This is a genomic window from Methanothrix sp. (assembly GCF_016706325.1).
Lineage (GTDB): Archaea > Halobacteriota > Methanosarcinia > Methanotrichales > Methanotrichaceae > Methanothrix.
The window spans coordinates 1,659,692-1,683,802 of sequence record NZ_JADJJX010000001.1 but is presented as its reverse complement, the minus strand read 5'-3'; the positions used below and the strand labels follow the sequence as shown (position 1 = coordinate 1,683,802).

The 24,111-nt window shown below is 53.4% G+C and carries 25 protein-coding genes and 1 pseudogene; 13 read left to right on the top strand and 13 right to left on the bottom strand.

The window, feature by feature from the left end; genetic code table 11:
- The first annotated feature begins 195 nt into the window (after positions 1-195).
- Entirely contained in the window at positions 196-756 is a 561-nt protein-coding gene (locus tag IPI63_RS08720; RefSeq protein WP_292477982.1) for a hypothetical protein, read from the top strand.
- Between the two features lie 74 nt (positions 757-830).
- On the opposite strand, the gene IPI63_RS08715 is transcribed toward IPI63_RS08720, so the two are convergent.
- A complete protein-coding gene (locus IPI63_RS08715) occupies positions 831-1,748 on the bottom strand; it encodes a ribonuclease Z (protein WP_214066324.1) in 918 nt (305 codons plus the stop codon).
- Between the two features lie 92 nt (positions 1,749-1,840).
- Here IPI63_RS08715 and IPI63_RS08710 point away from each other — a divergent pair, with 92 nt between their 5' ends.
- Positions 1,841-1,996 carry a hypothetical protein gene (locus IPI63_RS08710; RefSeq protein WP_214066317.1) on the top strand — a complete coding sequence of 52 codons (156 nt, stop codon included), beginning with the start codon at positions 1,841-1,843 and terminating at the stop codon, positions 1,994-1,996.
- 69 nt (positions 1,997-2,065) lie between these two features.
- On the opposite strand, the gene IPI63_RS08705 is transcribed toward IPI63_RS08710, so the two are convergent.
- Positions 2,066-3,004: an EamA family transporter gene (locus IPI63_RS08705; RefSeq protein ID WP_214080370.1), complete on the bottom strand. Its 939-nt coding sequence runs from the start codon at positions 3,002-3,004 to the stop codon at positions 2,066-2,068.
- Between the two features lie 661 nt (positions 3,005-3,665).
- On the opposite strand from IPI63_RS08705, the pseudogene IPI63_RS08700 reads away from it, so the two are divergent.
- Positions 3,666-4,757: pseudogene (locus IPI63_RS08700) on the top strand (IS1 family transposase).
- A 699-nt stretch (positions 4,758-5,456) separates the two neighbouring features.
- Here IPI63_RS08700 and IPI63_RS08695 read toward each other — a convergent pair.
- Positions 5,457-5,807 carry a hypothetical protein gene (locus IPI63_RS08695; protein WP_292477979.1) on the bottom strand — a complete coding sequence of 117 codons (351 nt, stop codon included), beginning with the start codon at positions 5,805-5,807 and terminating at the stop codon, positions 5,457-5,459.
- A complete protein-coding gene (locus tag IPI63_RS08690) occupies positions 5,804-6,112 on the bottom strand; it encodes a winged helix-turn-helix domain-containing protein (protein ID WP_214064545.1) in 309 nt (102 codons plus the stop codon). Before IPI63_RS08690 ends, IPI63_RS08695 begins: the two co-directional genes overlap by 4 nt.
- A gap of 623 nt (positions 6,113-6,735) precedes the next feature.
- Between IPI63_RS08690 and IPI63_RS08685 the strand changes: the two genes are divergently transcribed.
- Positions 6,736-7,017, top strand: a complete 282-nt coding sequence (locus IPI63_RS08685; protein ID WP_214064544.1) for a winged helix-turn-helix domain-containing protein — start codon at positions 6,736-6,738, stop codon at positions 7,015-7,017.
- A 330-nt stretch (positions 7,018-7,347) separates the two neighbouring features.
- Positions 7,348-7,809, top strand: a complete 462-nt coding sequence (locus IPI63_RS08680; RefSeq protein ID WP_214080190.1) for a hypothetical protein — start codon at positions 7,348-7,350, stop codon at positions 7,807-7,809.
- A gap of 88 nt (positions 7,810-7,897) precedes the next feature.
- Here the strand turns inward: IPI63_RS08680 and pstA are convergent, their stop codons facing one another.
- From pstA to IPI63_RS08655, 5 genes are all read right to left on the bottom strand, one after another.
- Positions 7,898-9,145 carry a phosphate ABC transporter permease PstA gene (gene pstA / locus IPI63_RS08675; RefSeq protein WP_292477977.1) on the bottom strand — a complete coding sequence of 416 codons (1,248 nt, stop codon included), beginning with the start codon at positions 9,143-9,145 and terminating at the stop codon, positions 7,898-7,900.
- Between the two features lies 1 nt (position 9,146).
- Positions 9,147-10,055 carry a phosphate ABC transporter permease subunit PstC gene (gene pstC, locus IPI63_RS08670; protein ID WP_292477976.1) on the bottom strand — a complete coding sequence of 303 codons (909 nt, stop codon included), beginning with the start codon at positions 10,053-10,055 and terminating at the stop codon, positions 9,147-9,149.
- A gap of 102 nt (positions 10,056-10,157) precedes the next feature.
- Positions 10,158-11,258 (bottom strand): ORC1-type DNA replication protein, encoded by a 1,101-nt coding sequence (locus tag IPI63_RS08665; protein ID WP_366850904.1) that lies wholly within the window; start codon positions 11,256-11,258, stop codon positions 10,158-10,160.
- Between the two features lie 26 nt (positions 11,259-11,284).
- On the bottom strand, positions 11,285-13,189 hold the full coding sequence (gene gatE, locus IPI63_RS08660) for a Glu-tRNA(Gln) amidotransferase subunit GatE (RefSeq protein WP_292477974.1): 1,905 nt from the start codon (positions 13,187-13,189) through the stop codon (positions 11,285-11,287).
- 3 nt (positions 13,190-13,192) lie between these two features.
- Positions 13,193-13,423, bottom strand: coding sequence for a histone family protein (locus tag IPI63_RS08655; RefSeq protein WP_214064623.1), 231 nt, complete (start codon positions 13,421-13,423; stop codon positions 13,193-13,195).
- 274 nt (positions 13,424-13,697) lie between these two features.
- On the opposite strand from IPI63_RS08655, the gene IPI63_RS08650 reads away from it, so the two are divergent.
- Together IPI63_RS08650 and IPI63_RS08645 are read left to right on the top strand one after the other, a co-directional pair.
- On the top strand, positions 13,698-14,033 hold the full coding sequence (locus IPI63_RS08650) for a hypothetical protein (RefSeq protein WP_292477973.1): 336 nt from the start codon (positions 13,698-13,700) through the stop codon (positions 14,031-14,033).
- 71 nt (positions 14,034-14,104) lie between these two features.
- Positions 14,105-14,353, top strand: coding sequence for a glutaredoxin domain-containing protein (locus IPI63_RS08645; protein WP_292477972.1), 249 nt, complete (start codon positions 14,105-14,107; stop codon positions 14,351-14,353).
- Here IPI63_RS08645 and IPI63_RS08640 read toward each other — a convergent pair.
- On the bottom strand, positions 14,350-15,015 hold the full coding sequence (locus tag IPI63_RS08640; RefSeq protein WP_292477971.1) for a DUF5612 domain-containing protein: 666 nt from the start codon (positions 15,013-15,015) through the stop codon (positions 14,350-14,352). The two genes, IPI63_RS08645 and IPI63_RS08640, sit on opposite strands and share 4 nt — an antisense overlap.
- A gap of 82 nt (positions 15,016-15,097) precedes the next feature.
- Here IPI63_RS08640 and IPI63_RS08635 point away from each other — a divergent pair, with 82 nt between their 5' ends.
- From IPI63_RS08635 to IPI63_RS08620, 4 genes are read left to right on the top strand one after another with little or no spacing between them, the layout of a single operon-like run.
- Positions 15,098-15,406 (top strand): transcription factor S, encoded by a 309-nt coding sequence (locus tag IPI63_RS08635; protein ID WP_214064619.1) that lies wholly within the window; start codon positions 15,098-15,100, stop codon positions 15,404-15,406.
- A 51-nt stretch (positions 15,407-15,457) separates the two neighbouring features.
- Positions 15,458-16,192, top strand: a complete 735-nt coding sequence (pcn, locus tag IPI63_RS08630) for a proliferating cell nuclear antigen (pcna) (RefSeq protein ID WP_214064618.1) — start codon at positions 15,458-15,460, stop codon at positions 16,190-16,192.
- Positions 16,189-17,058: a DNA primase regulatory subunit PriL gene (locus tag IPI63_RS08625; protein ID WP_292477970.1), complete on the top strand. Its 870-nt coding sequence runs from the start codon at positions 16,189-16,191 to the stop codon at positions 17,056-17,058. Before pcn ends, IPI63_RS08625 begins: the two co-directional genes overlap by 4 nt.
- Positions 16,964-17,212, top strand: a complete 249-nt coding sequence (locus IPI63_RS08620; protein WP_292477969.1) for a hypothetical protein — start codon at positions 16,964-16,966, stop codon at positions 17,210-17,212. The genes IPI63_RS08625 and IPI63_RS08620 overlap by 95 nt, the downstream gene beginning before the upstream one ends.
- Here IPI63_RS08620 and IPI63_RS08615 read toward each other — a convergent pair.
- The 3 genes from IPI63_RS08615 to IPI63_RS08605 are packed head-to-tail and all read right to left on the bottom strand — an operon-like array spanning position 17,181 to position 21,386.
- Positions 17,181-18,950 (bottom strand): molybdopterin biosynthesis protein, encoded by a 1,770-nt coding sequence (locus tag IPI63_RS08615; protein WP_292477968.1) that lies wholly within the window; start codon positions 18,948-18,950, stop codon positions 17,181-17,183. The two genes, IPI63_RS08620 and IPI63_RS08615, sit on opposite strands and share 32 nt — an antisense overlap.
- A gap of 32 nt (positions 18,951-18,982) precedes the next feature.
- On the bottom strand, positions 18,983-20,071 hold the full coding sequence (gene aroC / locus IPI63_RS08610; protein ID WP_292477967.1) for a chorismate synthase: 1,089 nt from the start codon (positions 20,069-20,071) through the stop codon (positions 18,983-18,985).
- A 46-nt stretch (positions 20,072-20,117) separates the two neighbouring features.
- Positions 20,118-21,386, bottom strand: a complete 1,269-nt coding sequence (locus IPI63_RS08605; protein ID WP_292477966.1) for a PAS domain S-box protein — start codon at positions 21,384-21,386, stop codon at positions 20,118-20,120.
- Between the two features lie 118 nt (positions 21,387-21,504).
- Here IPI63_RS08605 and IPI63_RS08600 point away from each other — a divergent pair, with 118 nt between their 5' ends.
- The gene (locus tag IPI63_RS08600; protein WP_292477965.1) at positions 21,505-23,640 is read left to right on the top strand and encodes a nitrous oxide reductase family maturation protein NosD; all 2,136 of its coding nucleotides are present in this window, start codon (positions 21,505-21,507) and stop codon (positions 23,638-23,640) included.
- Positions 23,640-24,110, top strand: coding sequence for an Lrp/AsnC family transcriptional regulator (locus IPI63_RS08595; protein WP_292477964.1), 471 nt, complete (start codon positions 23,640-23,642; stop codon positions 24,108-24,110). The genes IPI63_RS08600 and IPI63_RS08595 overlap by 1 nt, the downstream gene beginning before the upstream one ends.
- Position 24,111: the final 1 nt, after the last annotated feature.

Genomic DNA, 24,111 nt, shown 5'->3' with positions numbered 1-24,111 from the left:
ACAACTATATATCTTTTTGTAGTTCCAAACCGCCTGAAAAATCCCTCTAATGCAGATATCATAAGGACCCATACCCTCCGATTTCGCCGATTGAACGAGGGGCGTCTTATATTGTTTTTTTTGATCACGCACCAAGAGTGTTGTCGATGCCGACAAAAGCCTTATTTGGCGGCGGATCGATTCCACTTGGGAGACATGAGCTTGAGAGAGGAATTTGAGAGGATGACCTTTGAGCAGAAGGTCTACTATCTGATGGAAAGTGAAAACCGCAGTGCTCTGCCGAATGACCTGATAGAAGAGAGCATATCTGTTCTGGTGCAGGCAGGGGAAATAGAATATGCTGCCGCCCTGGCCAGAGATAGGGGAATGATCGATGAGGCCATAAGGATCCTGGTGGACGCCGGCGACTATCTCTGGGCCGCCCTCATAGCCAAGAACGCAGGGAGAACGAGCCAATCCCGGATGCTCTATCAGGATGGAATACAGTATTACATCGACATGGAGATGTTTGGCAGGGCGGTCTCTGCTGCAACTGCCCTCGGCCTGCCAGCCGATCGGATAGATGACCTCTTCCGGCAGGGCATTGTATCTGAGAGCAGAGGCATGGACCTGGAATGCAGCCGGGGCATGATAGAATCCGCCTTGGAATCCCTGAACATCTCCCTGATCGGCAGGGAGGATGAGATCTCCTTGGAGATCATGAAGTCTTTGAGGGAAGAGCAGGAGAAGAGAATGAAAGAGGATATGGGAGATTAGATGGCCTGGATGGATTAGAAGGATTGATTTGAAGATCATTGCCGGTTTGAAGATCACGACTGGTATTCAGATCCTCACTCATCCCTGAGCCCTATCTCCAGCGACATCAGGTCCTCTGCCACATCCGTCCTATGAAATACAGACCGGGCCTCATTCAATAGCGGCGAGGAGTCCTTAGAGTAACGGGAGCTTATGTGAGTCAGGACCAGATGCCTGACGCCAGCGCGCCTGGCCAGCTCTGCCGCCTCTTTTGCCGTGCTGTGCTTCGTCTCCAGGGCCCAATCAGCCATATCGCTGGCAAGAGTTGAGTCATGGATGAGAAGATCTGCTGCGCGGCTGGCCAGCTCCACCGACCGGCAGGGCCTGGTATCTCCAGTATAAACGAGCTTTCTTCCCGGCCTCTCCGGGCCCATGACCTGCTGAGGTTGAATCGTCCTTCCCTCAACCACCACCTCCTGGCCGCGCTGCAGCCTTCCGAATAAAGGCCCTGGAGGCACGCCCAGGGAGATGGCAGCATTGCGATCGAACCTTCCGGGCCGCCGATCCTCCTCCAGAATATAGCCCAGGCTGGGAACACTGTGATGGGTCTCTATGGTCCTAACCTGATATCCCTTCATCTTCAACACATCCCCCGGTTGCAGCTCCAGGGCAGTAACCTCGAAGTTTCTGGAGAAGTAGCATACTGACTTGAAGCACTCCACCATTCGCCTGGTATGTATCGGCCCGGCGATGGTTATGGGCTCCACTCTGCCCTGAAAGGCCAGCGTCTCCAGGATACCGGGGATGCCCAGGATATGATCGGCATGAAGATGAGTCAAAAAGATATAATTCAAGCGCATCATACCCGTTCTGGCGCGCATCATCTGCCTTTGCGTTCCTTCTCCGCAGTCAAAGAGAATCAGATCCCCTTCGCGGTTGATCAGTATGGCGGAAGGGTTCCTCTCTGGTGTGGGGAGCGATCCGGCAGTCCCAAGGAAGGTCACAACTAGCATCATAGGCCTCTGAAGAGTCTATCCCGGAGAGATTATCTCACCCCATATCATCCTTTGCATCCAAAACCTTTATCAGATAAAAGAGAAGGCACTTGAATGGTGTAGGTATGGATGTAATTGCTATTGTAGAGTGGCTTCAAGCTCTGTTGATACTGGCCATATTCCTGTGGATACTTGCAGTAAGCTTCAAGATCTGGCGCTGGAACTATGTGATCCCTCCCAGACAGGGAAGGAGCAGATCAGGATAGATCCAGTAACTTTTTTGCCTCCTTGCCTCCAGCACATTTCGGCGGGATGACTCGGCCAATGCTGGCAGGTCAGCTCACGAAGTATATTCCGATCAGAACGACCAGGAAAGCAACCCCCTTTTGAGCGAGTGATTCTCTGTCCGTCTTCTCATCCAACCTCCTGGCCAGCTTTGGAGCCATGGCTCCTAAGATCATGATCAGTATCACCGTCAGAACGGGCTGAAGAGCTCCTACGCTGGATACCAGTGTGACCGATCCAATGGCATAGGCGAAGAGGGAGAAGATATGCCCCAGGAATTGGAGGGCTTCCTCGGATATCAATGCGCCTACAGCAAGGCCTCCCCGGCCAAAGATATTCTTTACCCCAGTGCGAATGCTCTGCCTGCTCATGAGAGGCATTATCACTATTAGGGTGCCAATCGATGACCAGACATGAAAGTTCCACTCACTCATGGAGTTCAGAAGATATTTCAGAGCTAGGTAGTATATGGCGGTCAGAATCCAGTATGCTATGAACAGCTTGATTGTAGGGGATGGGGATGTGATGCCCTTCAGCATCTTTGCATATCTGTTATTGGTGTCATGGTGGTTGCCCCCTCTCTTGTAGGAGAGAATGAAGGTGCCTAGTATGAGCATGGCTCCGCCAGCACAGCACTCCAGGTCCAGAATCTCACCGAAGAGAATGATGGAACCTATGAAGATGAATACTGGATAGACACACTCCAATGCGGATACCTTTGAGACCTCTTCTGTCTGCAGGGCCTTCATATAAAAGAAGGTGGGAAATATCTGCATGCAGCCGAAGAGGAGAGCGATCAGAGATCCAGGGTACGTGAACTCTATTTCTGCAAATAGCAGCACAGGTATAATGAAGAGCTGCTGGATTAATGTCTGGCAGACTATGTAGGCTGTGAAATCGTTTGTGCAGTTGCTTAGCAGTAACTTATCCAGTACACCCGCTCCTGAAAAAAAGATTGTTCCCAGGAATGCAAGTATCAGCCAATCCATTTCTACCCTCCCCATACAGCTCATCCAAGTCGAGAAGCTTCTGCAGATCTCTTTTTGGTTCCGGCCATACTGTTTATTTTAAACAATAAAGTAATATTTATGGTACTAGTTATACTTATCTGAAATACTAACCATATAGTTTATCAGATTAAAATTATGCTTGTATAATCTATAAAACAATTTTGGTGAATAACATCTAATTGTGCTATTTTACTATGATGATAAATGCAATTGAGAATATCTCAATTTGCATCTCATTCTGTAGTTTATTTGAAATGTAACAAATCAATAGACTGCGACCTTATGATTTTTCAATCAAGGTTAATTGATATTTTATACTAAATTTTCTAGAAAATAGTTTCTACTATTTATTAAAATAAACAAGCACATTTCCGACATCTGTATTGATTAATCAACACATTAAGATATTCATGAAGCTGTGAAAAATAATTTGATATGTTGGAAAATATAAGATTGAACTGAATATCCCAATTCAAGCAGAAATAAAATATAACTCCATAATAATTTTTAAATTTAATTCGTGCAAAGCAGGATCGAGCTAAATTGCTATATTATGTTCATTCTCATATTACGGTCGTGAATCTACAATCGGCTGTTATTTATATAACCTATTCCTATATGCTACATGGGGTGTAGCAAAATGGGCAAAAGAGGTCCAAAGCCTCGATTCTTGGATGTAGCATGCCCGAATGAGCAGTGCAATCTATTTGGAATTGCTGGGAAAGGAAACGTCACTGTGTACGGAACTTACAAGATAAGCTCCGGCAAGGTCAGGAAATATATTTGCCACACATGTGGTACCAGATTCTGTGATAGAACTAACACTGCATTCTATGACACAAGAACAAACGAAGAAAAGATCAAGCTGGCTCTAAAAATGGCCATGCGTGGAATGAGTGTCTTAGGAATAGCTGAGATCCTTGAGTCAAAACCATCTACTGTAAGCACTTGGATCTCGAAAGCAGCAAAGCATAGTGAAAAAGTCAATGAAGTTGTCTTGAAGGATGTAGAGACCCCAAAGGTAGAGATGGACGAGGCATGGACTTTTGTGGGGAAAAACACTACCCAGAGAAGGTGAATACGAAGATAAAGGAACTTGGATCTGGATAAGCATGGCTGCAAATTGCAGGTTGGTGCTTTCACATGTTATCGGTGAGCGATCTCAGGAAAATGCAGATCAGCTCGTTTCAAATACTGCCAAAAGACTCAGATCAATGCCGCTCTTTGTGACAGATGGATTAAGACTATATGCAGCAGCTCTTCGAAAGCAATATGGAAAACTACAGCCGTTCGCACCAACAGGCAAGCGAGGGCGACCTCGAAGTCCTAAATTAATCGTAGATGAACTATTACAATATGCTCAAGTCATTAAAATGAGGGTCAACGGTAGACTAAAAAAGTGGTCAAGAGAATCATATTTGGCAAAGATATAGACCACAAAATGATATCTACCAGCTACATTGAACGGCAAAACCTGACATGCAGACAAGATAATAACCGCATATCAAGGAAAACCATAGGTTTCTCTAAGGAGACTGCAGAATTGAATAACCAAATGACCCTATATTTCGCGCACTTCAACTACTGCCGAAAGCATCGTGCTCTAAAATATAGAAATGAGATGGGCATAACGAAGTTCAATAGTCCCGCGAAGCAAGCTGGCTTAATCGATCATGTCTGGAGCTTGCAGGAACTCTTGACTTTTCCATATTACAAAACTCAAACCCATTAGAGGCTCACGACCGGCTGCTTCTATTCGATGAGATTCAGAATCTTGATGCTGATTGCGATCAGGCATCTCCTGAATCGATCATGATCCTCTCACTGATTTAAAATCCTCGCTCTGTATTGGAGGAATTATTTAAACTCTTCCGTACCTTTCACAGGTGACAATTAAGGCGTGTTGTTACTCCATAAAACATATAAATGATAGCCGTCTTTATAGGAGACTAAGGTAGATCTGATAAGAAAGCATTTGCCTCCATAAGTTGCCTCCTTATGGGTCTATCTTCCCCAATGCTTTTTTTTATATTTTATACTATTTAGCCTTGTAAGTCCTCTAAAAAACTATAATGATAGTAATAACTTGTTTATATGAATTAAAATAAAGCTGACAATATCAGGTTGCGCGCTGCCCTCCGCCCCAAAGGATGGGGTATGCTTCAGGTCGCATGCTCAGTTTAGCTGGATTTCAGAATCTGGAATCTGTGAAGGGTACATAATACGAATAGAGGCAGAAATCTCAGTGCTGGATCATTGATTATGGCTCTTCGCTAAACCATATGGGTATGGTACTAATGGGAATCTCTCTTTATGCCTTGGTCTCTTTGCGGAGGGGCCAAGCACCCCGATTTCGCCACAGAGGAGTAAAGGCATAAATGGGGGGAGTAGCATCCCCAAGCTCGCCCACAGAAAAAAGATGGCGGTGATCTTAATTATCGATGTTGTGCCTCAGAACCTCATTATATATGGTCTCCTCCAGCTCACCAATGGGCCCAAGGTTCTGGTTCAGCCTCTTCAGGACAAGAAACCTCCTGCCCGCCTGGAGGGCAAGGATTACCGATATAGCAGATATTACCACAATCAACAGGATAATGGCTGCATCCATGTCTCCTTTTCGATTCAAAAAGGCCATTAAAGCAAATGCATCTATTGAGATGCCAAGCAGTGATGATATTGATACTGCAATGATCGTAAGAGTGAGCCGTTTCTTCTTCTGCTCCGCGCGCTCTACCAGATCATATATCGCATCTATCGAGGCTTTATTATCCATCATTCTCACTCACTTGCCAATTCATCTGACACAAAGAGCTCATCATTGATAGTTTTGAACCATTCATGCCTTGATTTGCCTAGGGGGGTTAGTTCGTACACAATTACCTCCCTCGCCCCCCATGCCACTCTCTTCTCCTCCACATACCCGGCATCTTTTAGCATGTTGATATACTTCTCTGCCGAAGTCGTCTTCAGATTGGCGCACTGGATTATATGGGTCTTCAGAGCACGCCCCTTTGACTGGCTCTTTGCAATGCAGTCAAGAAGCTTGAGGACGATCTTGATTGCAGGCCTGTATTTCGCAACGCCCATATAAAACTTCCACCCCAAAGCGCTTAAAAGGCTTCCATACCTTTAGTACATCACACACATATCAGAGTCTGTCCGCTCAGGTATATCAATCTTTATCGCTGATTATGGGCTGGGCCTGGGCTGATGGACACAGCGGGAGGAGATATTCAAAACCGCAACGGCAATATCGATGTTCTCTCTGCTCATCCTCCGATTCGGATTCAGAGCCTCCACTATTCCCCAGACTGTTCAAATATCAACTGAATACTTATTAATTATTTACATAATTTTTAATTTTATTTTATTAATTTATGATAATTTCCCTGTGTATGGGTTGTATTAGAATCGCGAATACGTATCAACATTCATATCAGATGTAACACTCCGTCCTCATATATATTTATATTGGACAATATTGGTTTTAGATTAATGCGTTGTATATGTAAAAAATTAAATCTTTATAGGTTTTGTAAATATCTAGAGGAAGCGCGCCGGGCAGATCGCATGATATCAAGCAATCTTCAGAGCAGTGCGATAGATTTATATGTAACTGTGATGCCAAGTCAATACTGCTCGTTTAGAGAAAAGCCTTCCTGAGCGTATAAGATTCGGGATGCAATAGAATCATGCAGTGGGGGACGTAGATGAAGAGAAGCAAAGATGCCATAATATCCCAAATATTAGATGTCTGCATTGAGGGCGCGAGCAAGACAAAAATCGTCTACCAATCAAACCTCAACTTTAGGACTGTAATTCCTTATATCGATCTGCTTACAAAAAATGGGCTTTTAGATGTCTCGACAACCAACAAGTCATCGGTCATCTTTACAACCACCCCCAAGGGACTAAAACTGCTCGAGGATTTCAGGAGCATACAGAGCGTCATTCCCGAGATTTATAATCTGACTGAGAAGGAGAAGGCCTAGGACTGAGTGCAGCAGCAGGCTATTTTATTCCCTCCTCTTTTGCCCTCCCGTCTTCCTGCAGCCGGGCAGAGATGCTCTGGTGACTCAAACGATTCTATATATCTTAAATCATTCTATATACCTTAAATAGCTCTATATAGTTTAATGAGACAAGAGATATATTGGGTGGCGGCAATCTCCAGTTGGTGCAAACGATTTGACAGCGAGCTCAGAGCGTATCATCTGCTCCGTTCCCTCGAAGGGAAGAGTGCTGAATCGCTATTTCGCAGAGATTTCCACCGATCTTCATCGAGATGTTCCAATTCAATTTTGAGCTTATAGGTGAGTTATATGATCAATTCATTTGAATATGGTGATATACGTTATGTTGATGGCCTCACAGGCATTCTCAAGTATTATGAAGCACTCATCCAAAGAGGAGGCCTGACGGCAAGAGGGGGCGAGGTGAGATCGCTTAAGCTCGGCCTGATATTGGATTTATTGAAGGCTATGGGGATTCCTGAGGGTCATAAGTCTGGTCTCACCTCTGCCGTCCTGCGGGGCTGGAATATGAACTGCAGGAATAAGAGCACCGGCCAGGTAGAAGAGGAGCTTCGGACGATCTCAATCAGCATCAGTGCCCTTCAGCGTGAGCTGGTGAGGGCAAAGAGCCAGTGGGGGCCCAAGGCCAGGCAGAGGCTGGATAGAGCAGTCTTGGTCGCCCTTCCCCTGATGCCATCCGACCTGAAGGGCGAAGAGGCGGGCAAGGTGCAGGAGCTTCTCCGCCGGACAATGAGCTGCCTTATGGCATAAATGGATGTATAATATTTTTTGAGCATCCTTTGGCCGTCACTCCTCTATTTCACTTCCTTCGCCCGGCTCGTGCCAGGCATCGGGACATTCACCAGGAGATCCTCTTCCGGTAGTGATTTCGCACCACAATAGCCAGTAGATTGGTGCTCAAGACCAGCGATATCAAAACCAGAGCTGTACCCCAGGCCCTCGCCTCGACATCCCATGCTCCCAGAAAATAGATCAGGTTCAGCAGATGATAGTTCAGATTGTTCACCGGCTGAAAGAGATCGGGGATTATTCCATAGATCATCTGCACAGGGGTGGCGGTGAAGGTGACAGCAGTCCACATGATGGGCGCGGTCTCCCCAGAGGCCTTGGCCACCCCCATGATCACCCCAGTGAGGATGCCGGGCATGGCAGAGGGCAAGACCACCTTCCTTATGGTCTGCCATTTCGTAGCTCCCAGGGCCATGCTTCCCTCTCGCAGGGAGTTGGGAACGCTCTTTAAAGCCTCCTGGCTGGTCAGAATTATGGTGGGGATGTTTATCAGGCCTAAGATGATGGAGCCGGAGAGGAGGGAGACTCCAAAAAGGGTGACTAGGAATGCCAGTCCAAAGAGGCCGTAGACCACAGAGGGGACGCCATTCAGGCAGCTTACAGCAATGGTGATCAGCCGGTTGAGCCTCTCATTGTTGGAGTACTCATGCAGGTAGATTGCCGCCCCGATTCCCAGAGGGGAGGAGATGAGCATGGCTCCCAGAACCATCCACAATGATCCCAGTATGGCAGTGCTGATCCCTCCCGCCTGTCCCAGCCTCCGGTGGGGTTGGGTCAGAAACTCCCAGTTTATCACCCAGACGCCCTTATAGATGATGACGAACAGGATTCCACCCAAAAGGATGATGGAGAGCATCGCCGAAATCCTTATGCCCAAAAAGACCAGCGCCTCTCTTCCCCGCGCAGTGAAGCCATAGAATATATTCACTATGTCCTTGATGCACAGCAGGCTGGCGACCAGGACCAGCAGAGGAAAGAGGAATGAATACTCGAATGAGGCTCCGATGCCAAGCGGCCTTTTGATGATGAAATCCGGATTGAGAGCACCCTCATAGGAGAGGTAGAATACCATCCCACAGAAGAGAACATCCAGCATCAGGAAAGGCGCTGTTCTCAGTGAAGGGGCCTTTCCTCTCAGATATGATCCCAGAATCAATAGGGAGCAGAGGATGAGGCTGGCCTCCCAGAATGGTTTCAGCCTTTCCAGCTCCGGCTGCCAGATGAGGCAGGCTAGGGAAGAGAGGAATAGGAATGCTGCTATGGCAAATGATGCCACCAGAGCAGGCCTGATCCTCAACTCAATATCCTCCGAACTTCTTTTTGATCCGCATCCGGGCGTAATCCGCAATCAAGCTCAGGATGGATACCAGAATCAGTAGAACCAGTCCCGCGGCAAAGAGGGCGTGATAGTGGGTTGATCCTCTGGCCACCTCCCCCATCTCTCCGGCGATGACGGAGGTGAATGTCGCCCCCTGGTCGAAGATATTGTAATAGGGTTGTGCGATCCTGGCCACATTGCCCACCACCAAGAGCACTGCCATGGTCTCGCCAATTATGCTTCCTATATTCAAAAGCACAGCAGCAGTGATTCCAGACGATGCTGCTGGTATGGTGACATTTCTTATGGTCTGCCAGTGGTTCGCCCCCAGGGCAAAGGAGCCCTCTTTGAACTCTCTTGGCACTGCTCTCAGAGCATCCTCGCAGATAGTGGTAAGGTAGGGGATGAACATCACTCCCAGTAGTATCGATCCGGCCAGAATCGACCTCCCGGTGAGCATATCAAAGCTATTCTGCAGATAGGATACAAGGATTATCACCCCTAAAAAGCCATATACAATAGAGGGGACCCCTGCCAGGAGCTCTATGGCCGGCTTTAAGATAGCCTTGTTCCTGGGGCTTGCCAGCTCGGCCAGATAGATGGCCAGGGGAAAGCCGATGGCGATGTTGATGAAAAGGGCGAGGATGGTGATGGTGAGGGATGCGGTGATAAGGGGCAAGAATCCATAGATGTTGCCAGAAGGATGCCATTTCATGCCGGTTAAAAGGGGGATGACGCCAAGCTCCCAGAATGCAGGGATGCTCTCGTGAATGAGAAAATAGAATATCAAGAGCATGACCAGAATGGATGTGATTGCTGATATGGACAGGAGCATCTCCACGAAAAGCTCGCTGTACCTGCGGGGCATCATCATTCTCTGCCGGTCCATTGGAGTTCAATTGCATCTGCTGGTTAAAGCCCTTATCTATTGAATCTATATAGATACATTACTCCAGAGAGATCATATGGGGGCAACTTCCTTTAATAATTATTAACCCAGCCGGCTGAGGATCTCCTCTGGCTCATAGCGCACCTTAATTATGCGGCTTCGTCCCCGCTCCCCCTGTCCAGTAAAATCGGCATTGATGAGCCGGATCGCATCCAGCTTATTCAGGATCTCATGGAATCGGGTGTAACCTGAGCCCGTCTTCTCATGGAAGAGGCGGAACAGCTCCCCGGCGCGCCAGCTCTCCTGCTGAGTCGCCATGCGCAAGACCTCCCTCTCATCCTCTTTCAGGGATTTCAGGGCATAGGTGAGGTGGACCAGGCGGGAGCGATCAAGCGAGCTGGCAACGTCCTGGGTGGATATGCTCCGAGAGGCACGCTTTTCTGCATTCAGGCCCGCCCTCTTCAAGAGATCTATTCCCACCCTCAAATCCCCGGACTTCTCTGTATGGTCGACTACAGCCACCAGGATATCGTCTGCAATCACCCCCGGATAGAAGCCCATCTGCACCCGTCGGCTCAGGATGTCTCCAATCTCTGTGCGGCTGTAGGGGGGAAATATCACCTCTTCCGCCTGAAATACCGAGACCACCCTGGGGTCGAGGACGTAGTTCAAGGCCAGCTCGCTCATGATGCCTATCACCCCCATCCTGGCCCCAGGGCAGGTCTCGTGTGCCCGGAGAAGGGAGTAGAGGACCTGGTCTACCTCCTTCTCCGGGAAGAGGTAATTGATATCGTCCAGGGCCACTATCAGCACCTTATCCTCATCTACCAGATGCTGAGCCACCCTCTCGAAGACCCTCTTGAAGGAGATGCCGCTGGAGGGGGGGGCATGATCGAAGATCTTTTTGTAGAGCTGGTAGAAGACTGCATACCTGGTGGAGTCCATCTGACAGTTGACATGCACCGGAACGATGCGAGAGGAATGGGCCTCGATCTCCTCGAAGAGCTTGAGGATGGCCGTCGTCTTTCCTGTTCCCGGCGGCCCGAGGCAGAGGGCATTTACCGGTCTGCCCCCCTGCAGGGCTGGCCGGACGCAGAATTTGAGGCTATCCAGCTGCTTCTCTCTATGCAGGAACTGATCGGGCAGATGGTCTAGCTCGAAGATCTCCCTATCTTTGAAGAGGGTCTCCTCCCAGAGGAGCATATCCGGTCTTTTGGGTCTATCTGGGCTCACTTGATCAGTATATTTTGTATTTCCTTCTTCAATATAGCGCTCACCAGGGCACCATCCGCCTTGCCCCTCAGCTCCTTCATCACCAGGCCCATGAGCGGAGCCACTGCCCTCTCCCCTTTGCTGTGGACCAGCTCCTGTCTGTCCGCCACAATGGCTTTGATGATCCTTGCCACCTCCGCCTCATCCACCCCGGCCAGGCCGGAAGCAGAAACGGCATCATCTACCGATCTCTCCGGATCTTTGGCCAGGGCGCAGAACAGCTCGGCCAGCCCTTCCTTGGCGATCCGGCCCTCCGCCACCAGCTTCAGGGCCTCCTTGAAATGATCATCAGAGAGCACAGACAGATCCACTCCCTCGCGGGCCAGCTCGATGGGAATCGTCTCCAGGGCCCGGACCACAATGGAGGGCGAGAGCAGGATCTGGGATGATATCTCCTCGAAGAGCTGATAGTTGGGGGAGGCGGCCATCACCCGCGCCAGCTCAGGGTTCAGGCCATAATCGCGGGCAAAGCGCTCCGACCGGGCAATGAAGAGCTCGGGGAGCTCAAGCCCGTCCAGCATCTCTGCTGTGATCGCCACCGAGGGTACATCCGTCTCCGGGTACATCCGGGCTGAGCCGGGCAGCGGGCGCATATACTCCGAGCAGCCATTGGGAGTAGCGCGGCGCGTCTCCTCCGGCACCACTGCCATGGCCTCTCTTGCCCGGACTAAGACTGCATCCATGGCCTTTCTCACCCTCTCCTCCGGTCCGGTGACCATGATCACTGCATATTCTTCTCCGGCTTGAAGCTGATCTCTCACCGCCTCGACCTCAGCAGCAGTGATGCCATAGGCGGGCAGCTCATCGCTATGGAAGATCCCTCCCACCCCCGCCCTCTTGGCCCGGTCTGAGATCTCTGAGCCCAGCCTTCTGCCGGGCTGGATCTGCCTTCCCAGCAATCCGGCAAATCCTGCCAGCCTGCAGGCCAGGACCACGCCTCCGTCTTTGATCGACCTGGCCAGAACCTTTGAATCTGTCCCGGAGAAGATCGCTGTGACATCAAATATGCTGTCGTCCACTGCCGCCTGCCTTCTATTCAACTCCTCTCTGATCTGCAGAAGCTCGGCTTGGCGGAGGGCCTCCAGCTCAACGATCTTGTCCACCAGGTTCAGTGCCTGGACCCCCTTGATCTCCACCCGGGCACCCCCTCTTATGGAGACATTCACATCCTGGCGGATGGTGCCCAGGCCTCTTTTCACCTGGCCGGTGGAGCGCAGGATCATGCCCAGGTATGAGGCCACCTCCCGGGCATGAGCAGGAGAGACGATATCGGGAGCCGTCCCGATCTCCACCAGGGGAATGCCCAGGCGGTCGAGGGAGTAGACCAGGCTGTCTCCCCGGTCCTCGATGATCCTTGCTGCTTCCTCCTCCAGACAGAGGATGTCTATGCCCACCGGCCCCTGGTCCGTCTGGATGCACCCGTTAGAGCCGATGAAGGCCGTGCGCTGAAAACCGGAGGTGTTGGAGCCGTCTATCACCATCTTCCTCATGGTGCAGACCTCATCCACGATCAGCATGTTCAGCAGGCGGGCGATGACCAGGGATATCTTCAGGGCCTGAGGATCGATCTCAGATGGCGGCTCCTCATCCGCTTCCACCAGGCAGGTGGTATCATAGCACTTGTAATGGAACTTGCGCGAGACCAATACCTCCTCCAGGGCGGCGCGATCGATCTGCCCAAGCTCCCCTCTCGATGGGCGGAGATAGCGGAAGAACTCAAAATTGGAATCCTCCACCTCTCGATGAACTGTGGGGCAGCCGCAGAAGAGCTTGCAGGCGGTATCCAGCTGCTGGTGAATCTCAATTCCACATACAAGGCCCAATTGGCGGTAGTCTAATCCAGGAGGGTTATCTGTTGCCATCGATCACCTTTCTAAAACTGCAGGGGGTTTAACTCTTTTGACTGCCTCTTTTATGTCTTCCGCTTTGACTGTCTTCCTCTTGGCATGGTTCGCCCAGCCTGCTGCCTCCCGAGCCACCTCCAGGCCATAGCTCTCCAGAACCTCTGCCAGCGCGTCCCTCGCGCCCTCGCTCACTCTTTTAGCCCCCGCCTCGCGTATCAGTCTGCTCACCGGGGCAACAGGAAGTATTGGCATATCTCATTCACCTCATAAATCCGGATAATGAATCCAGCAGAGCATGATTTGAGCTCAGCCGGACTTAGAAGCCAGAATACCATCTTTGGTCAGCTTTAATTCCTTATATAATTTTTGTTTTGCCAAAGAAAGGCTTGTTTGCCATTTTCCTCATGGATATTCCCGATATCATTACGCTGTTTTGGATATAACGCCAGAATAACGGAAATGTCTGCAAATCGGACGGGAAATGTTATTTAGCTTGCCGGGCAATAGGGAACAAGAGGAGTGGAAGATGAGCGAGCATTCATGCAAAGCGATCATCTATGATGACTGTGAGGATGTGTATGGCCCCTGCGGTTGCGGCATCACCCTGGCCACGTTGCCGGTCCTTCTTCCCCGGGACTGGGTGGTGCTGGAGCGGCCCCAGGAAGCAGAATACGATGAATTCTGCAAGGGCATAGATTACAGGAGGATCCTGGGAATGAGCTGCAACAACGTCTTTGAGCATGAGATGGAGGGCATGGAGTACCTGGCCAACTTCTCCTGCTGCCGGGAGTGTGCAGAGAGGGCAGTGGCTCAGGGGTATGCAGTCTGGTCCAAGAAACCCTATCCCATGACATTGCGCTGAACCTTCTCTCCAGAACTTAAAACCACAACTCTAATATTTTACAGCATCCAAAGGAGGGGCGAGGAATTTAATTGGTATACAGAGTCTATTCCACCAAATCCTGTCCCAAATGCGAGCAGCTCAAGGCGGCCTTGAGCAAAGCGGGCATCGCTTTTGATAACATCGATATGAGCACCCCTGAGGCGCTCACCGAGCTGCGCATAAATGGAGTGTTCACCCTCTCCGCCCCGGTGCTCCAGGCGGATGAGGACTTCTATACTGTTGAGCAGCTCTTCTCAGGCGACAGTCTGCGCGAGCTGGCAGGGATTCTCAAGGGCTAAAACTCCCTCCCTCTCACCCGGGCGATATCGAAGACGGCAGTGCTGGCCACATGCATGACGGCAAATGTGCCCGCTTGGATGGGGTCTGTGACCACCATATCCGCCTGGGAGGGAACTGAGCCTGCCATCTTCAGAGCGATAACCGGTATTCCTTCCTCCTGAAGCCTGGCCACCTCCTCTGTGATCCGCCCGCCCATGAGCGCTCCTGCCAGCACCAGAATGCTCGCCCTGGGCAGACGGCTCACTGCGCTTACGGCATCGGCTATAGCCTCCTCTCCAATCAGGGGTATGGTGTCCACGCTGATCCTCTCCCCGCGTAGATTGTGCCTGTCGGCCTCGTTCACCGCTCCCACTGCCACCTGGGCTACCTGGGCCCCGCCCCCTATGATTATCACCCGTGAGCCGTAGATCTTCTCAAAGGGATCATGAACTGAGACCTCAATTATGGAGTCAGAGCCTTCCAGTTCCTCTATCATCCTGTTGACATCCTCTGGAGGGCAGTCGATCTCCATGTAGACTGAGGCTTTGCCGCTGTTGATACCCCTCTCCACCACAAACTGCTGGGTGTAGACTATGTTGCCTCCCATCATGGCCACCACGCCGGCAATATCGCGCAACATTCCCGGGCGGTCCAGGCAGATCACGTTTATTGCTATGCTCATCTATTGCCTCTGTGCCTTTGCTCTATTCGCCATTTGCGCACCTGACAAACTTTAATATGACGAGTGCCAACCAAAAAACTCGATGGAATTCTGTCCCCAATGCAAGAGCATGATGATACCCAAAGATGGAATGATGGTCTGCCGCAAGTGCGGCCATAAGCTGCCCAAAGCTGCCAGCGAGTCCCTGGTCAGCAGAACTGAGCAGCTTTCTCGCGTGGTTCCAGTGCTGGAGCAGGAGTCAGCCGGCCTTCCCACCACCACAGCCCGCTGCCCGGAGTGCGGCAACAATGTCGCATACTGGTGGCTGCGCCAGTTGCGCAGTGCTGATGAGAGCGAGGTTCGGTTCTTCCGCTGCACCAAATGTAATAATACCTGGCGAGAGTATGACTAAGCATCAACTATATTAAATATTAAATTATCTTTCTCCAGGAGGCTCAAAGGAATGTTCAAGGCAGTAATCAATGCAGAAACTCTGCGCGATGCAATCGACTCGGTCTCATCTCTCGTGGATGAGGTTAAGTTCTCCATATCTGAAGGCGGTCTGGAGCTGAAGGCAGTAGATCCTGCGAACGTGGCCATGGTATCTCTCAAGATAGGCAGCGAAGCCTTCGAGTATTTGAAGGCCGATCCGGGTGAGATCGGCGTGGACCTGGTTCGCTTAAGCGATGTCTTGAGCATGGCCGATAGAGGGCAGAATGTGCAGTTGGAGTTGGATGAGGAGAACCATAAGCTGAAGATCGGCGTGGGCTCACTCTCCTACACCCTGAGCCTTATCGATCCCACGGCCATAAGAAAGGAACCGCGCATCCCCGATCTGGACCTGCCAGCCCATGTGACGCTCCCCGGCCAGGAGCTGAGAAGGGCAGTCAAGGCGGCGGAAAAGGTGAGCGACCATGTGATCCTGGGCGTCTCTGATGAGGGCTTTTATATGGAGGCCAAAGGGGATATCGACTCCCTCAGGCTCAAGATCCCCAGCACTGAGCTGCTGGGCATGAAGCCGGGCGAGGCGAGGAGCCTCTTCTCCCTGGACTACCTGGAGGATATGTCAAAGTCCATAAACAAAGCAGGGGAGGTCACACTGGAGATGGGCATAGATTATCCCCTGAGGTTGGTCTTCAAGCTCGGCCAGTCAGTGGACATCAACTATCTCCTCGCTCCCCGCATTGAGACGGAATGAGGATATCGGACTATCCTTTCACTCAAGAGGCAGCAGAGGCGGTTCGCGGCAAGAACATCTCCCTGGATAGCCTTCTCTACAGATCCCTCTTCCAGGCAGTGCGCTCCAGAGCAGCAGAACGCCTGCGAGGGGCAATAGGCGAGGCCATTCCCGAGGGGGGGGCGAAGAGCGAGTCAGAGCAGCTCTTTGAACTGCTCAGCTATCCACTGGCCAGGGTAATGGTCTCCTGCCTGAATGATCCCCTCCTCCTGCGCCGTTATGCCCTGGCAGAGGCCAAGCTGGCCTTCAAGAGGATGCAGCAGGAGAAGGAGGGGCTGGTTGTTCTGGCCAACGATCTGGGGATCAACCCTCAGGGGCCGGGTCCCTGGAAGATCCATTTCTCTGAGTACATCCGGGCGGCATACCGCATGCGCAGCCCCAAATGGAAGCTGACCAATCGCGATCTGGCAGACGGATATCTCACAGTTACCGATGTTGAGCTAAGGCGGCTCTTGGAGGAGGCGATCCGGGAGAGGGTCCTCAGGGGTCTGCCGGTACCCGTGGACGAGGGGCTCTGTCAGAGCCTGGAGGAGTACCTCGCCCCGGCCAGGAGGGAGCTGGAGGCTCTGGCCGCCAGGCAGAAGATGGATTTGGGTGAGGTGAGAGAGGGCGCTTTTCCCCCCTGCATCAAGAAGATGCTCGATGATGTCTCCCGGGGCACCAACCTGGCCCACAGCGCCCGGTTTGCCCTGGTCAGCTTCCTCCTGCAGATCAATATGACTCCCGGAGGAGGTGATCGCCCTCTTTGCCGCCAGCCCGGACTTCGACCAGGACCGCACCCGCTACCAGGTGGAGCACATCGCCGGAGCGACAGGAACCCGCTATAAGCCGCCTGCATGTGCCACCATGGCCACCTACGGCAACTGCCCAGGAAAGGACGATCTCTGCCGGAGGGTTCGCCATCCTCTCAGCTATTATGAGCGCAGGTCAAGGATGCTCAAACCGGGACCTATGGCGGCGAGAGAGGCAGGGCAGAGATAAGCGATTGCATCCTGGGATCTCTTCCTCTCCCGGCTCCAGCCAGAAGCTGCAGCTCAACCTCTGCTACTGGCTGGAATCCCAGGCCGGCCTGGCTTGCCGCCTCCTCTTCTCCAAACCCCAGGTCCGCCCGGCCTGAGGCGATGGTGGCCGCCACAGCAGAGTGGGTCTTGGCCAGGCGGGCATAGACGGGTGGATCGACGCCCAATCCCTTCAGGGCCTGCTCGAATGAGCCCTTCATCCTCGAGTCCCCAGGCCAGCCCACAATCCTCCGATCGGCCAGATCGGCCAGAGCAGAAGGGTCCCTGTAGATCAGCCCCAGCCTTCTGCTGCCCCTCCAGATGGTCTCTGTCCCTTCCCCAGAGCCCTCCTGGGCCGGGCCCCAGACAGCTGCCAGGTCTGCAATGCCGTCCTCCAAATAGATCCTTCCCCGGTATGAGCCGGTGTTCAAGAGCATCAGCCTCCAGGGCAGATCCTCAGCCAGCCTCTCCAGGAGGAGGGAGTTCTCTCCTGCCACCACCAGACAGGGGGCCTGGAAGGGAGAGAAGAGCTTGACCTGGACCGGCGAGCCCCCTTCCAGGAACTCCACCCCCGCTGGGATCTCTATCACGCCATCTGCCAGGGCCAGTGTGGTGATCGAGCCACTGCCCTTATCCACTGGATAGACCAGATCCCCGGATATGCCCACTGCCATCATCTGCTGCCGTCCTTCAGTGCGCAACGGCCCGGCCAGCCTTCCTGCGATCTTATTCTCACTATGCTCCAGGCCCAGAGCAGAGCGTATGGCCGGGGCGACAAGCTCAGTGAAGACAGTCAGAGCACTGGTGGGATAGCCGGGCAGCCCGATACAGGGCTTGCCCTGGATCATCCCGAAGAGGGTGGGCTTTCCCGGCTTGAGGTTCACCCCATGGAAGATCAGCTCCCCGATCTCCTCCAGAACCTGATAGATCATATCCCCCACCCCGGCGGAGGTGCTGCCGCTCACCAGGATCATATCGCACTCTTCTGCCATCCTCAAGAGGGCCTTTGCCATCTCCCCTCTATCGTCAGGCAGGATGCCATAGCCCCTGGGGCAGGCTCCACACTCCTCCACCCCTGCGGCTATGGTGTAGCTGTTGATATCATGGATCTGGCCCGAGGAGAGCTCTCTGCCCGGGGGGACGAGCTCCGCGCCGGTGGAGGCCAGGCCTATATGCAGGCTCCGCACCCGGACCCTCTCCCTGCCCAGGGCAGCCAGAACGCCTATCTCCCGCGCGGCAACTGGCGTGCCCGGAAAGAGGACCGCCTCCCCGAAGGATATGTCGCTTCCTGCTGCCTGAACGTTCTCCCCCCCGAATACCGGCCTGCGGATGTGAACCATCCCCTCCCCGACCTGGGAGTACTCGATCATCACCACGGCATCAGCACCCTGAGGCATCATGGAGCCGGTGGAGACCTCTGCTGCCTCTCCTCGAGAGATCGCGATCTCGGGCTTCCTGCCCATGGGCACCGATCCTGCTAGGCGCAAGGAGACGGGCCTGTCCTCCCGGGCCTCGATTGTGTCCTGGGAGAGGACGGCATAACCATCCATGGAGGCGCGGCTGAAGCCGGGCACATCCAGGCTGGATATGACCTTCTCCGCCAGGATGCAGCCCAGAGAGGAGCCCAGGGCGACTGACCTCTCCTGAACTGTGGGCAGATGGTCGAAGATGATCGATTTTGCTTGCTGAAGTGAGATGAGGCTGCGAAATTCCTTGGGCATGCTGCTCCTGTAAGCCCGGAGAAGATATAAAATCAGAGCCTTACCACTCTCTGACGCAGGAGATGGTCCGCCAGGACGATAGCCACCATGGCCTCGGCCACGGGCACCATTCTGGGGGGTATGGCCGGGTCGTGCCTCCCTTTGATCTCTATCTCCACATCCTTTCTGCTCTTCAGGTCCACGGTATGCTGCCTTCTTGCAATGGAGGGGGTGGGCTTGACTGCTATCCGGCAGACTATATCCTCTCCAGTGGATATCCCTCCTGTAATGCCCCCCGCATTGTTGCTCTCAAAGCTGATCCTCCCCTCCTTCACTCGCAGAGGATCGTTCATCTCGCTCCCCCTCATCCTGGCGCAGCCAAGGCCAGCCCCTATCTCCACCGCCTTCACTGCACCCAGGCTCATGAGCCCCTTGGCCAGGTCGGCATCCAGCTTATCGAAGACCGGATCCCCCAGACCTGGGGGCACCCCGCGGGCGATGATCGTCACCATCCCACCCAGGCTATCGCCCTCCTGCCGGACGGCATCCAATAGCACCATCATCCTCTCTGCTGCCTCCCGATCCGGGCAACGAATGGGGTTGGCCTCTGCCCGGGCCTGGAGCTCGGCCAGATCCCCTGAATCGATCCTGGCCTCGATCCCCCCCATCTCGGTCACATAAGCGACCACCTCTATGCCCTCCTTTAAGAGAAGCTTCTTGGCCACTGCCCCTGCTGCCACCCTGCCCGCCGTCTCCCGGGCAGAGGATCTCCCCCCTCCCCGGTGGTCGCGCCTGCCATACCTCATCTGATAGGCATAATCGGCATGCCCGGGCCGGGGCCTCTCACGCAGAAGGTCGTAGCTGCCGGAATCTGCATCCCGGTTCCAGATGAGCATTGATATGGGGGTGCCGGTGGTCTCTCCCTCGAAGATGCCGGAGAGTATCTCCACCCGGTCCTCCTCCTTTCTCTGGGTGGAGGCCCGGCTCTGGCCCGGACGCCTGCGGTCCAGCTCCTTTTGGATATCATCCTCCTTCAATTCCAGGCCTGCAGGGCAGCCGTCCAGGACCACCCCCACTGCTCTGCCATGTGACTCGCCCCAGGTGGTGATGCAAAAGAGCCCTCCAAAAGAGCTGCCGGGCATAATTATCAACCTCGATCAATAACTGTAATTCTATCTCAGCCCCCGTTTAGGGGATGAAGTTCTGGGCTATGCCTCTCTCATCAGCCTCGGCGCAGGCGGAGAGGATTGGGCGGGCCCTCTCAGAGCCGTCCAGGAGGTGCCCGATGCGCATTGATGCCCTCTCCAGAAATGGCAGGCATTCAATCTCCTCACAGGCCAAGACCAGCGCCCCTTTCCTCTGCTCCCTGGAGATGACCGGGGCTGAGATCCAGCCTCTCTCTGACCCATCTTTGGCCTGATGAGACTGAGCCGGTCCGAGAAGGTCGCCGCGGGCCTGGATATCCTCGATGAACTCAATCAGGATCTCCACTGAGCCATGCAGGGCCCTCAGCACCAGGCTGCTGCCCTCCTGGAGGAATATCCCTCCCACATCCACTCCCCCCACCCCGGCGATGACACAGGTCAGGAGATCGGTCAGCATTCTGTCTGTATCCTCATGGGGAGAAAGGCAGATCTCCGCTATCCTATCCATGGCTTCCAGCTCCCGGTTGGCCCTGAGGATCTTTATCTCCAGCTCCTTTCTCTCCGTTATATCAAGGAGATTTCCCAGCATCGCCCTCTGCCCCTCGTGCTCTATGGGCACTGTGCGGAACTCTATCCAGCGGTATGTCCCATCCTTGCGTGCGACCTTTGATTCGAAGATCGGTATGCTGGACTGGCGGTCCCTCTCCAGCTGGCTGACACACTGGATGTCGTCCGGTTTGACCAGCTTCCAGAAGGGCATCCCCAGAAGGCTATCCGCAGTGCAGCCGAATATATCTCCCAGCTTTGGATTGGCCAGTTTGAAAGCCCCCTCCTGGAGGATATAAATGCCAGCCAGTGAGTTCTCCACAATGTTCCTGTGAATCCTCTCCGACCTCTCGATGCACTCTCTCATCTGCCTCTCGCTTATCTTGAACCGCGCCTCTTGTATGAGATTTTCAAAGACATAGGGCAGGCTCTTGAAGCTCTCCAGGCTCTTGACCACATATTTCGTCGCCCGGTTCTCAAAGGCGACCACCACCATCTCCGTTGTGCCATGGCCCGAGACCATGACCACGGGGATGTCAGGGTCCAGCCTTCTGATCCGCACCAGGACATCCAGGCCTCCAATCCCGGGCAGGACCAGGTCCACAGAGATCAGATCGTATCGATCCTGGGATATCATCTCCAGGCCATCCTCCCCGGTGGCAGCAAAGTCCAAGAAGAACTCATCATGCTTCCTGAAGCCCATCCGGATCAGCTCAGCATGCTCTGGATCGTCCTCAATGATAAGAATGCGATAAGGCCCTGTCATTGGAAACCGTCCTTCCAGGATAATAGATGTTTGATCTGTGTTATTATATCTTTCTGCTGCAGTTTTTGCCGATTGCCGGCATTAGCTTTAATAGCCTGCAAAAGCATAACCAGGATAGATGAGACCAATTGCCGCTTTCATTCTCATTTCCATTCTCCTGATAGCTTCATCCCAGGCCCGTGTCCTGACCGTCGAGCCTGGAGGCCGTGGTGATGCGAAGACCATTTCTGCTGCTGTACATCAGGCCAGTCCCGGTGATACCATCCAGATTCAACCGGGAAGGTACGGTGGCGCAGTCATCGACCGCAGCCTCAAGATCCAAGGCCGGGAGGGGGTATCAATAGAGGGACCGCTCAGCATCAATGCGCCGAATTGCGAGCTCTTTGACCTCAATGTCAGCAGCAGCAAGGATGATCCCTCTTTGAGCCTCCTCTCGCGAGACTGCCGGGCTCTTCGCTGCACCATCTCCGGGACGAAGGCGGCAGTAAGCTCGGAGGGTCCCAATAACACCATTTTGGAGTGCAGCATCAACTCTCCAGGGGGGATCGAGATCTTCGCCCCGGACAACCAGGTTAAGGGCTGCCGCCTTCAGGGCGGGGTGGGGGTGAGGATAAACCGGACCTCCGGCTGCCTGGTCGAGGATTGTACGATCTCCACTCTGCAAGGGGTGCTGATCGAGGACTCGAAGGGGAGCAGGGTGGCCAACAATACCATCCTCTCCGGTGGATTGGGCCTGGTCCTCACCCGTTCGGATGGAAATGAGGTCCGGGAAAATAACCTCAGCGGCGGATTTGTGAGCGGCATGGATGTCCTCGATTCCCGGGCAAACCTCATTGTGGCGAATAGGGTTGAGGGGGGGAAGGTGGGCATCAGCCTCAGGGCTGCAGAGGACTGCAATATAACCGAGAATCATTGCCTGGCAAATGAGAGGGCGGGAATATACAGCAATGAAGCGAGGGGATTGAACCTGGCAGAGAACCATCTTTATGATAACGGCAATGGCATACTTCTCTCCGCCTCTAACGACTGCATCGTCCGCTCCAATCACGTCTCTCGCAATGTCTACGGCATATCATTGCGCGGATCGGGAGAAAACCTCCTCCGGGAGAATCTCATGGAATTGAACCGCTACCATCTGCGCATTGATGGGGGTGAGGGCATGGGGGTTCCAGCTCTTGGCAGTTATGCTCAGGATATAGACCAGAGCAATCTGGTCGATGGCAGGCCGGTCTGCTATTTAGTGGGAAGATCGGGGACTGATGTGCCTGAGGATTGCGGCTTCCTGGGATTGGTATCCTGCCGGGAGGTGGCGGCCCGCAATCTGAGCATATCCAATAGCAGCGTGGGGATACTGCTGGTGAACTCCTCTGGCTGCCGCATTCAGAACGGCAGCATCGATTCATCAGAGAAGGGAATCCTCATCCAGGAAAGCCGTGACTGTATCATCGCCAGTTGCGAGGCCGAGGGCTGTATTGCCGGCTTTGAGAGCCGGGATTCAAGCGGCATTCAGTTTGTGGCCAACCGGGCTCAAGGCTGCTCCGCAGAGGGCTTCCGTCTGGATGGCTCTCTCAATCTGCTCCTGCTCAAGTGCAGCTCTGCCTCCTCCAACGGCGGCATATCCCTTCATAGCTGCCGGCTGTGCAGAGTGCAGGACTGTAGTGCTGCTGGCAATGCAAAGGATGGACTCTTCCTGAGCCTCTCCCATAAATGCTCTATTGTGGGCAATCAGGCCACCTCAAATGGCCGGGGCATCTCCCTTGCCGGCAGCAATGCCTGCATCCTGGAGGCCAATTCTGCCACCTCCAATCAAAGGGACGGCATATCCTTAGAGCAGCTGTCCGATGCCGAGGTGGTGAACAATACCGCCAGCGAGAACGGCCAGGGCATCTTTGTCCATTCGTCCAAGAGGTCGAGGATTGCAGGCAACACCCTCTGCAACAACAGCCGCTACGGTCTGCGCATGAGCACCACAACCAGCTGCAATATCACCAGCAATCAGATCTGCTCCAACCAGATCGCTGGCATCAATCTGGTCGACTGCACTGACAACCTCCTTTATCATAACATAATCCAAGACAACCTCATCCAGAATGCTGCGGACAACGGCAACAATCACTGGGATGCCGGGGCTGAGCTGGGCGGCAACTACTGGAGCGATCATGCCGTGATGGGCGATCCGGGGGATGTGCCCCGCCTCATCCCCGGCCGGGGCCGGGATCGTTATCCATTTCAGCATCCAGGAGGCTGGAGTTGATGGATGAGCGGGATTTAGAGCTTCTCAGGGTGGCACAGGATGGATTGAGCCTGGAGGAGAGGCCATACCGGATCTGGGGCGAGGCCCTGGGGATGGGGGAGGAGGAGGTCATATCCCGTCTCCTGGCCATGGAGGAGGAGGGCATCATCCGCCGGTTCTCCGCCACCATAGGCCACCGGGCCCTGGGGATTCTGGCCAATGCCCTCATCGTCTGGAGGGTTCCGCCGGAGAGGGTGGAGGAGGTGGGGCTGGCCTATGCCGCGGCTGAGGAGGTGACTCACTGCTATGAGAGGGAGACTGCCGAGGACTGGCTTTATAACATCTACACCATGGTCCACTCTCGCAGCAGAGAGGAGTGCCTGGAGATTGCAGACCGGCTCTGCAAGAATATCGGGCATAAGCGAGTATATCGTCCTTTTCAGCGAGAAGGAGTACAAGAAGACCAGCGCCAGGATTTGATACCAGTATGAT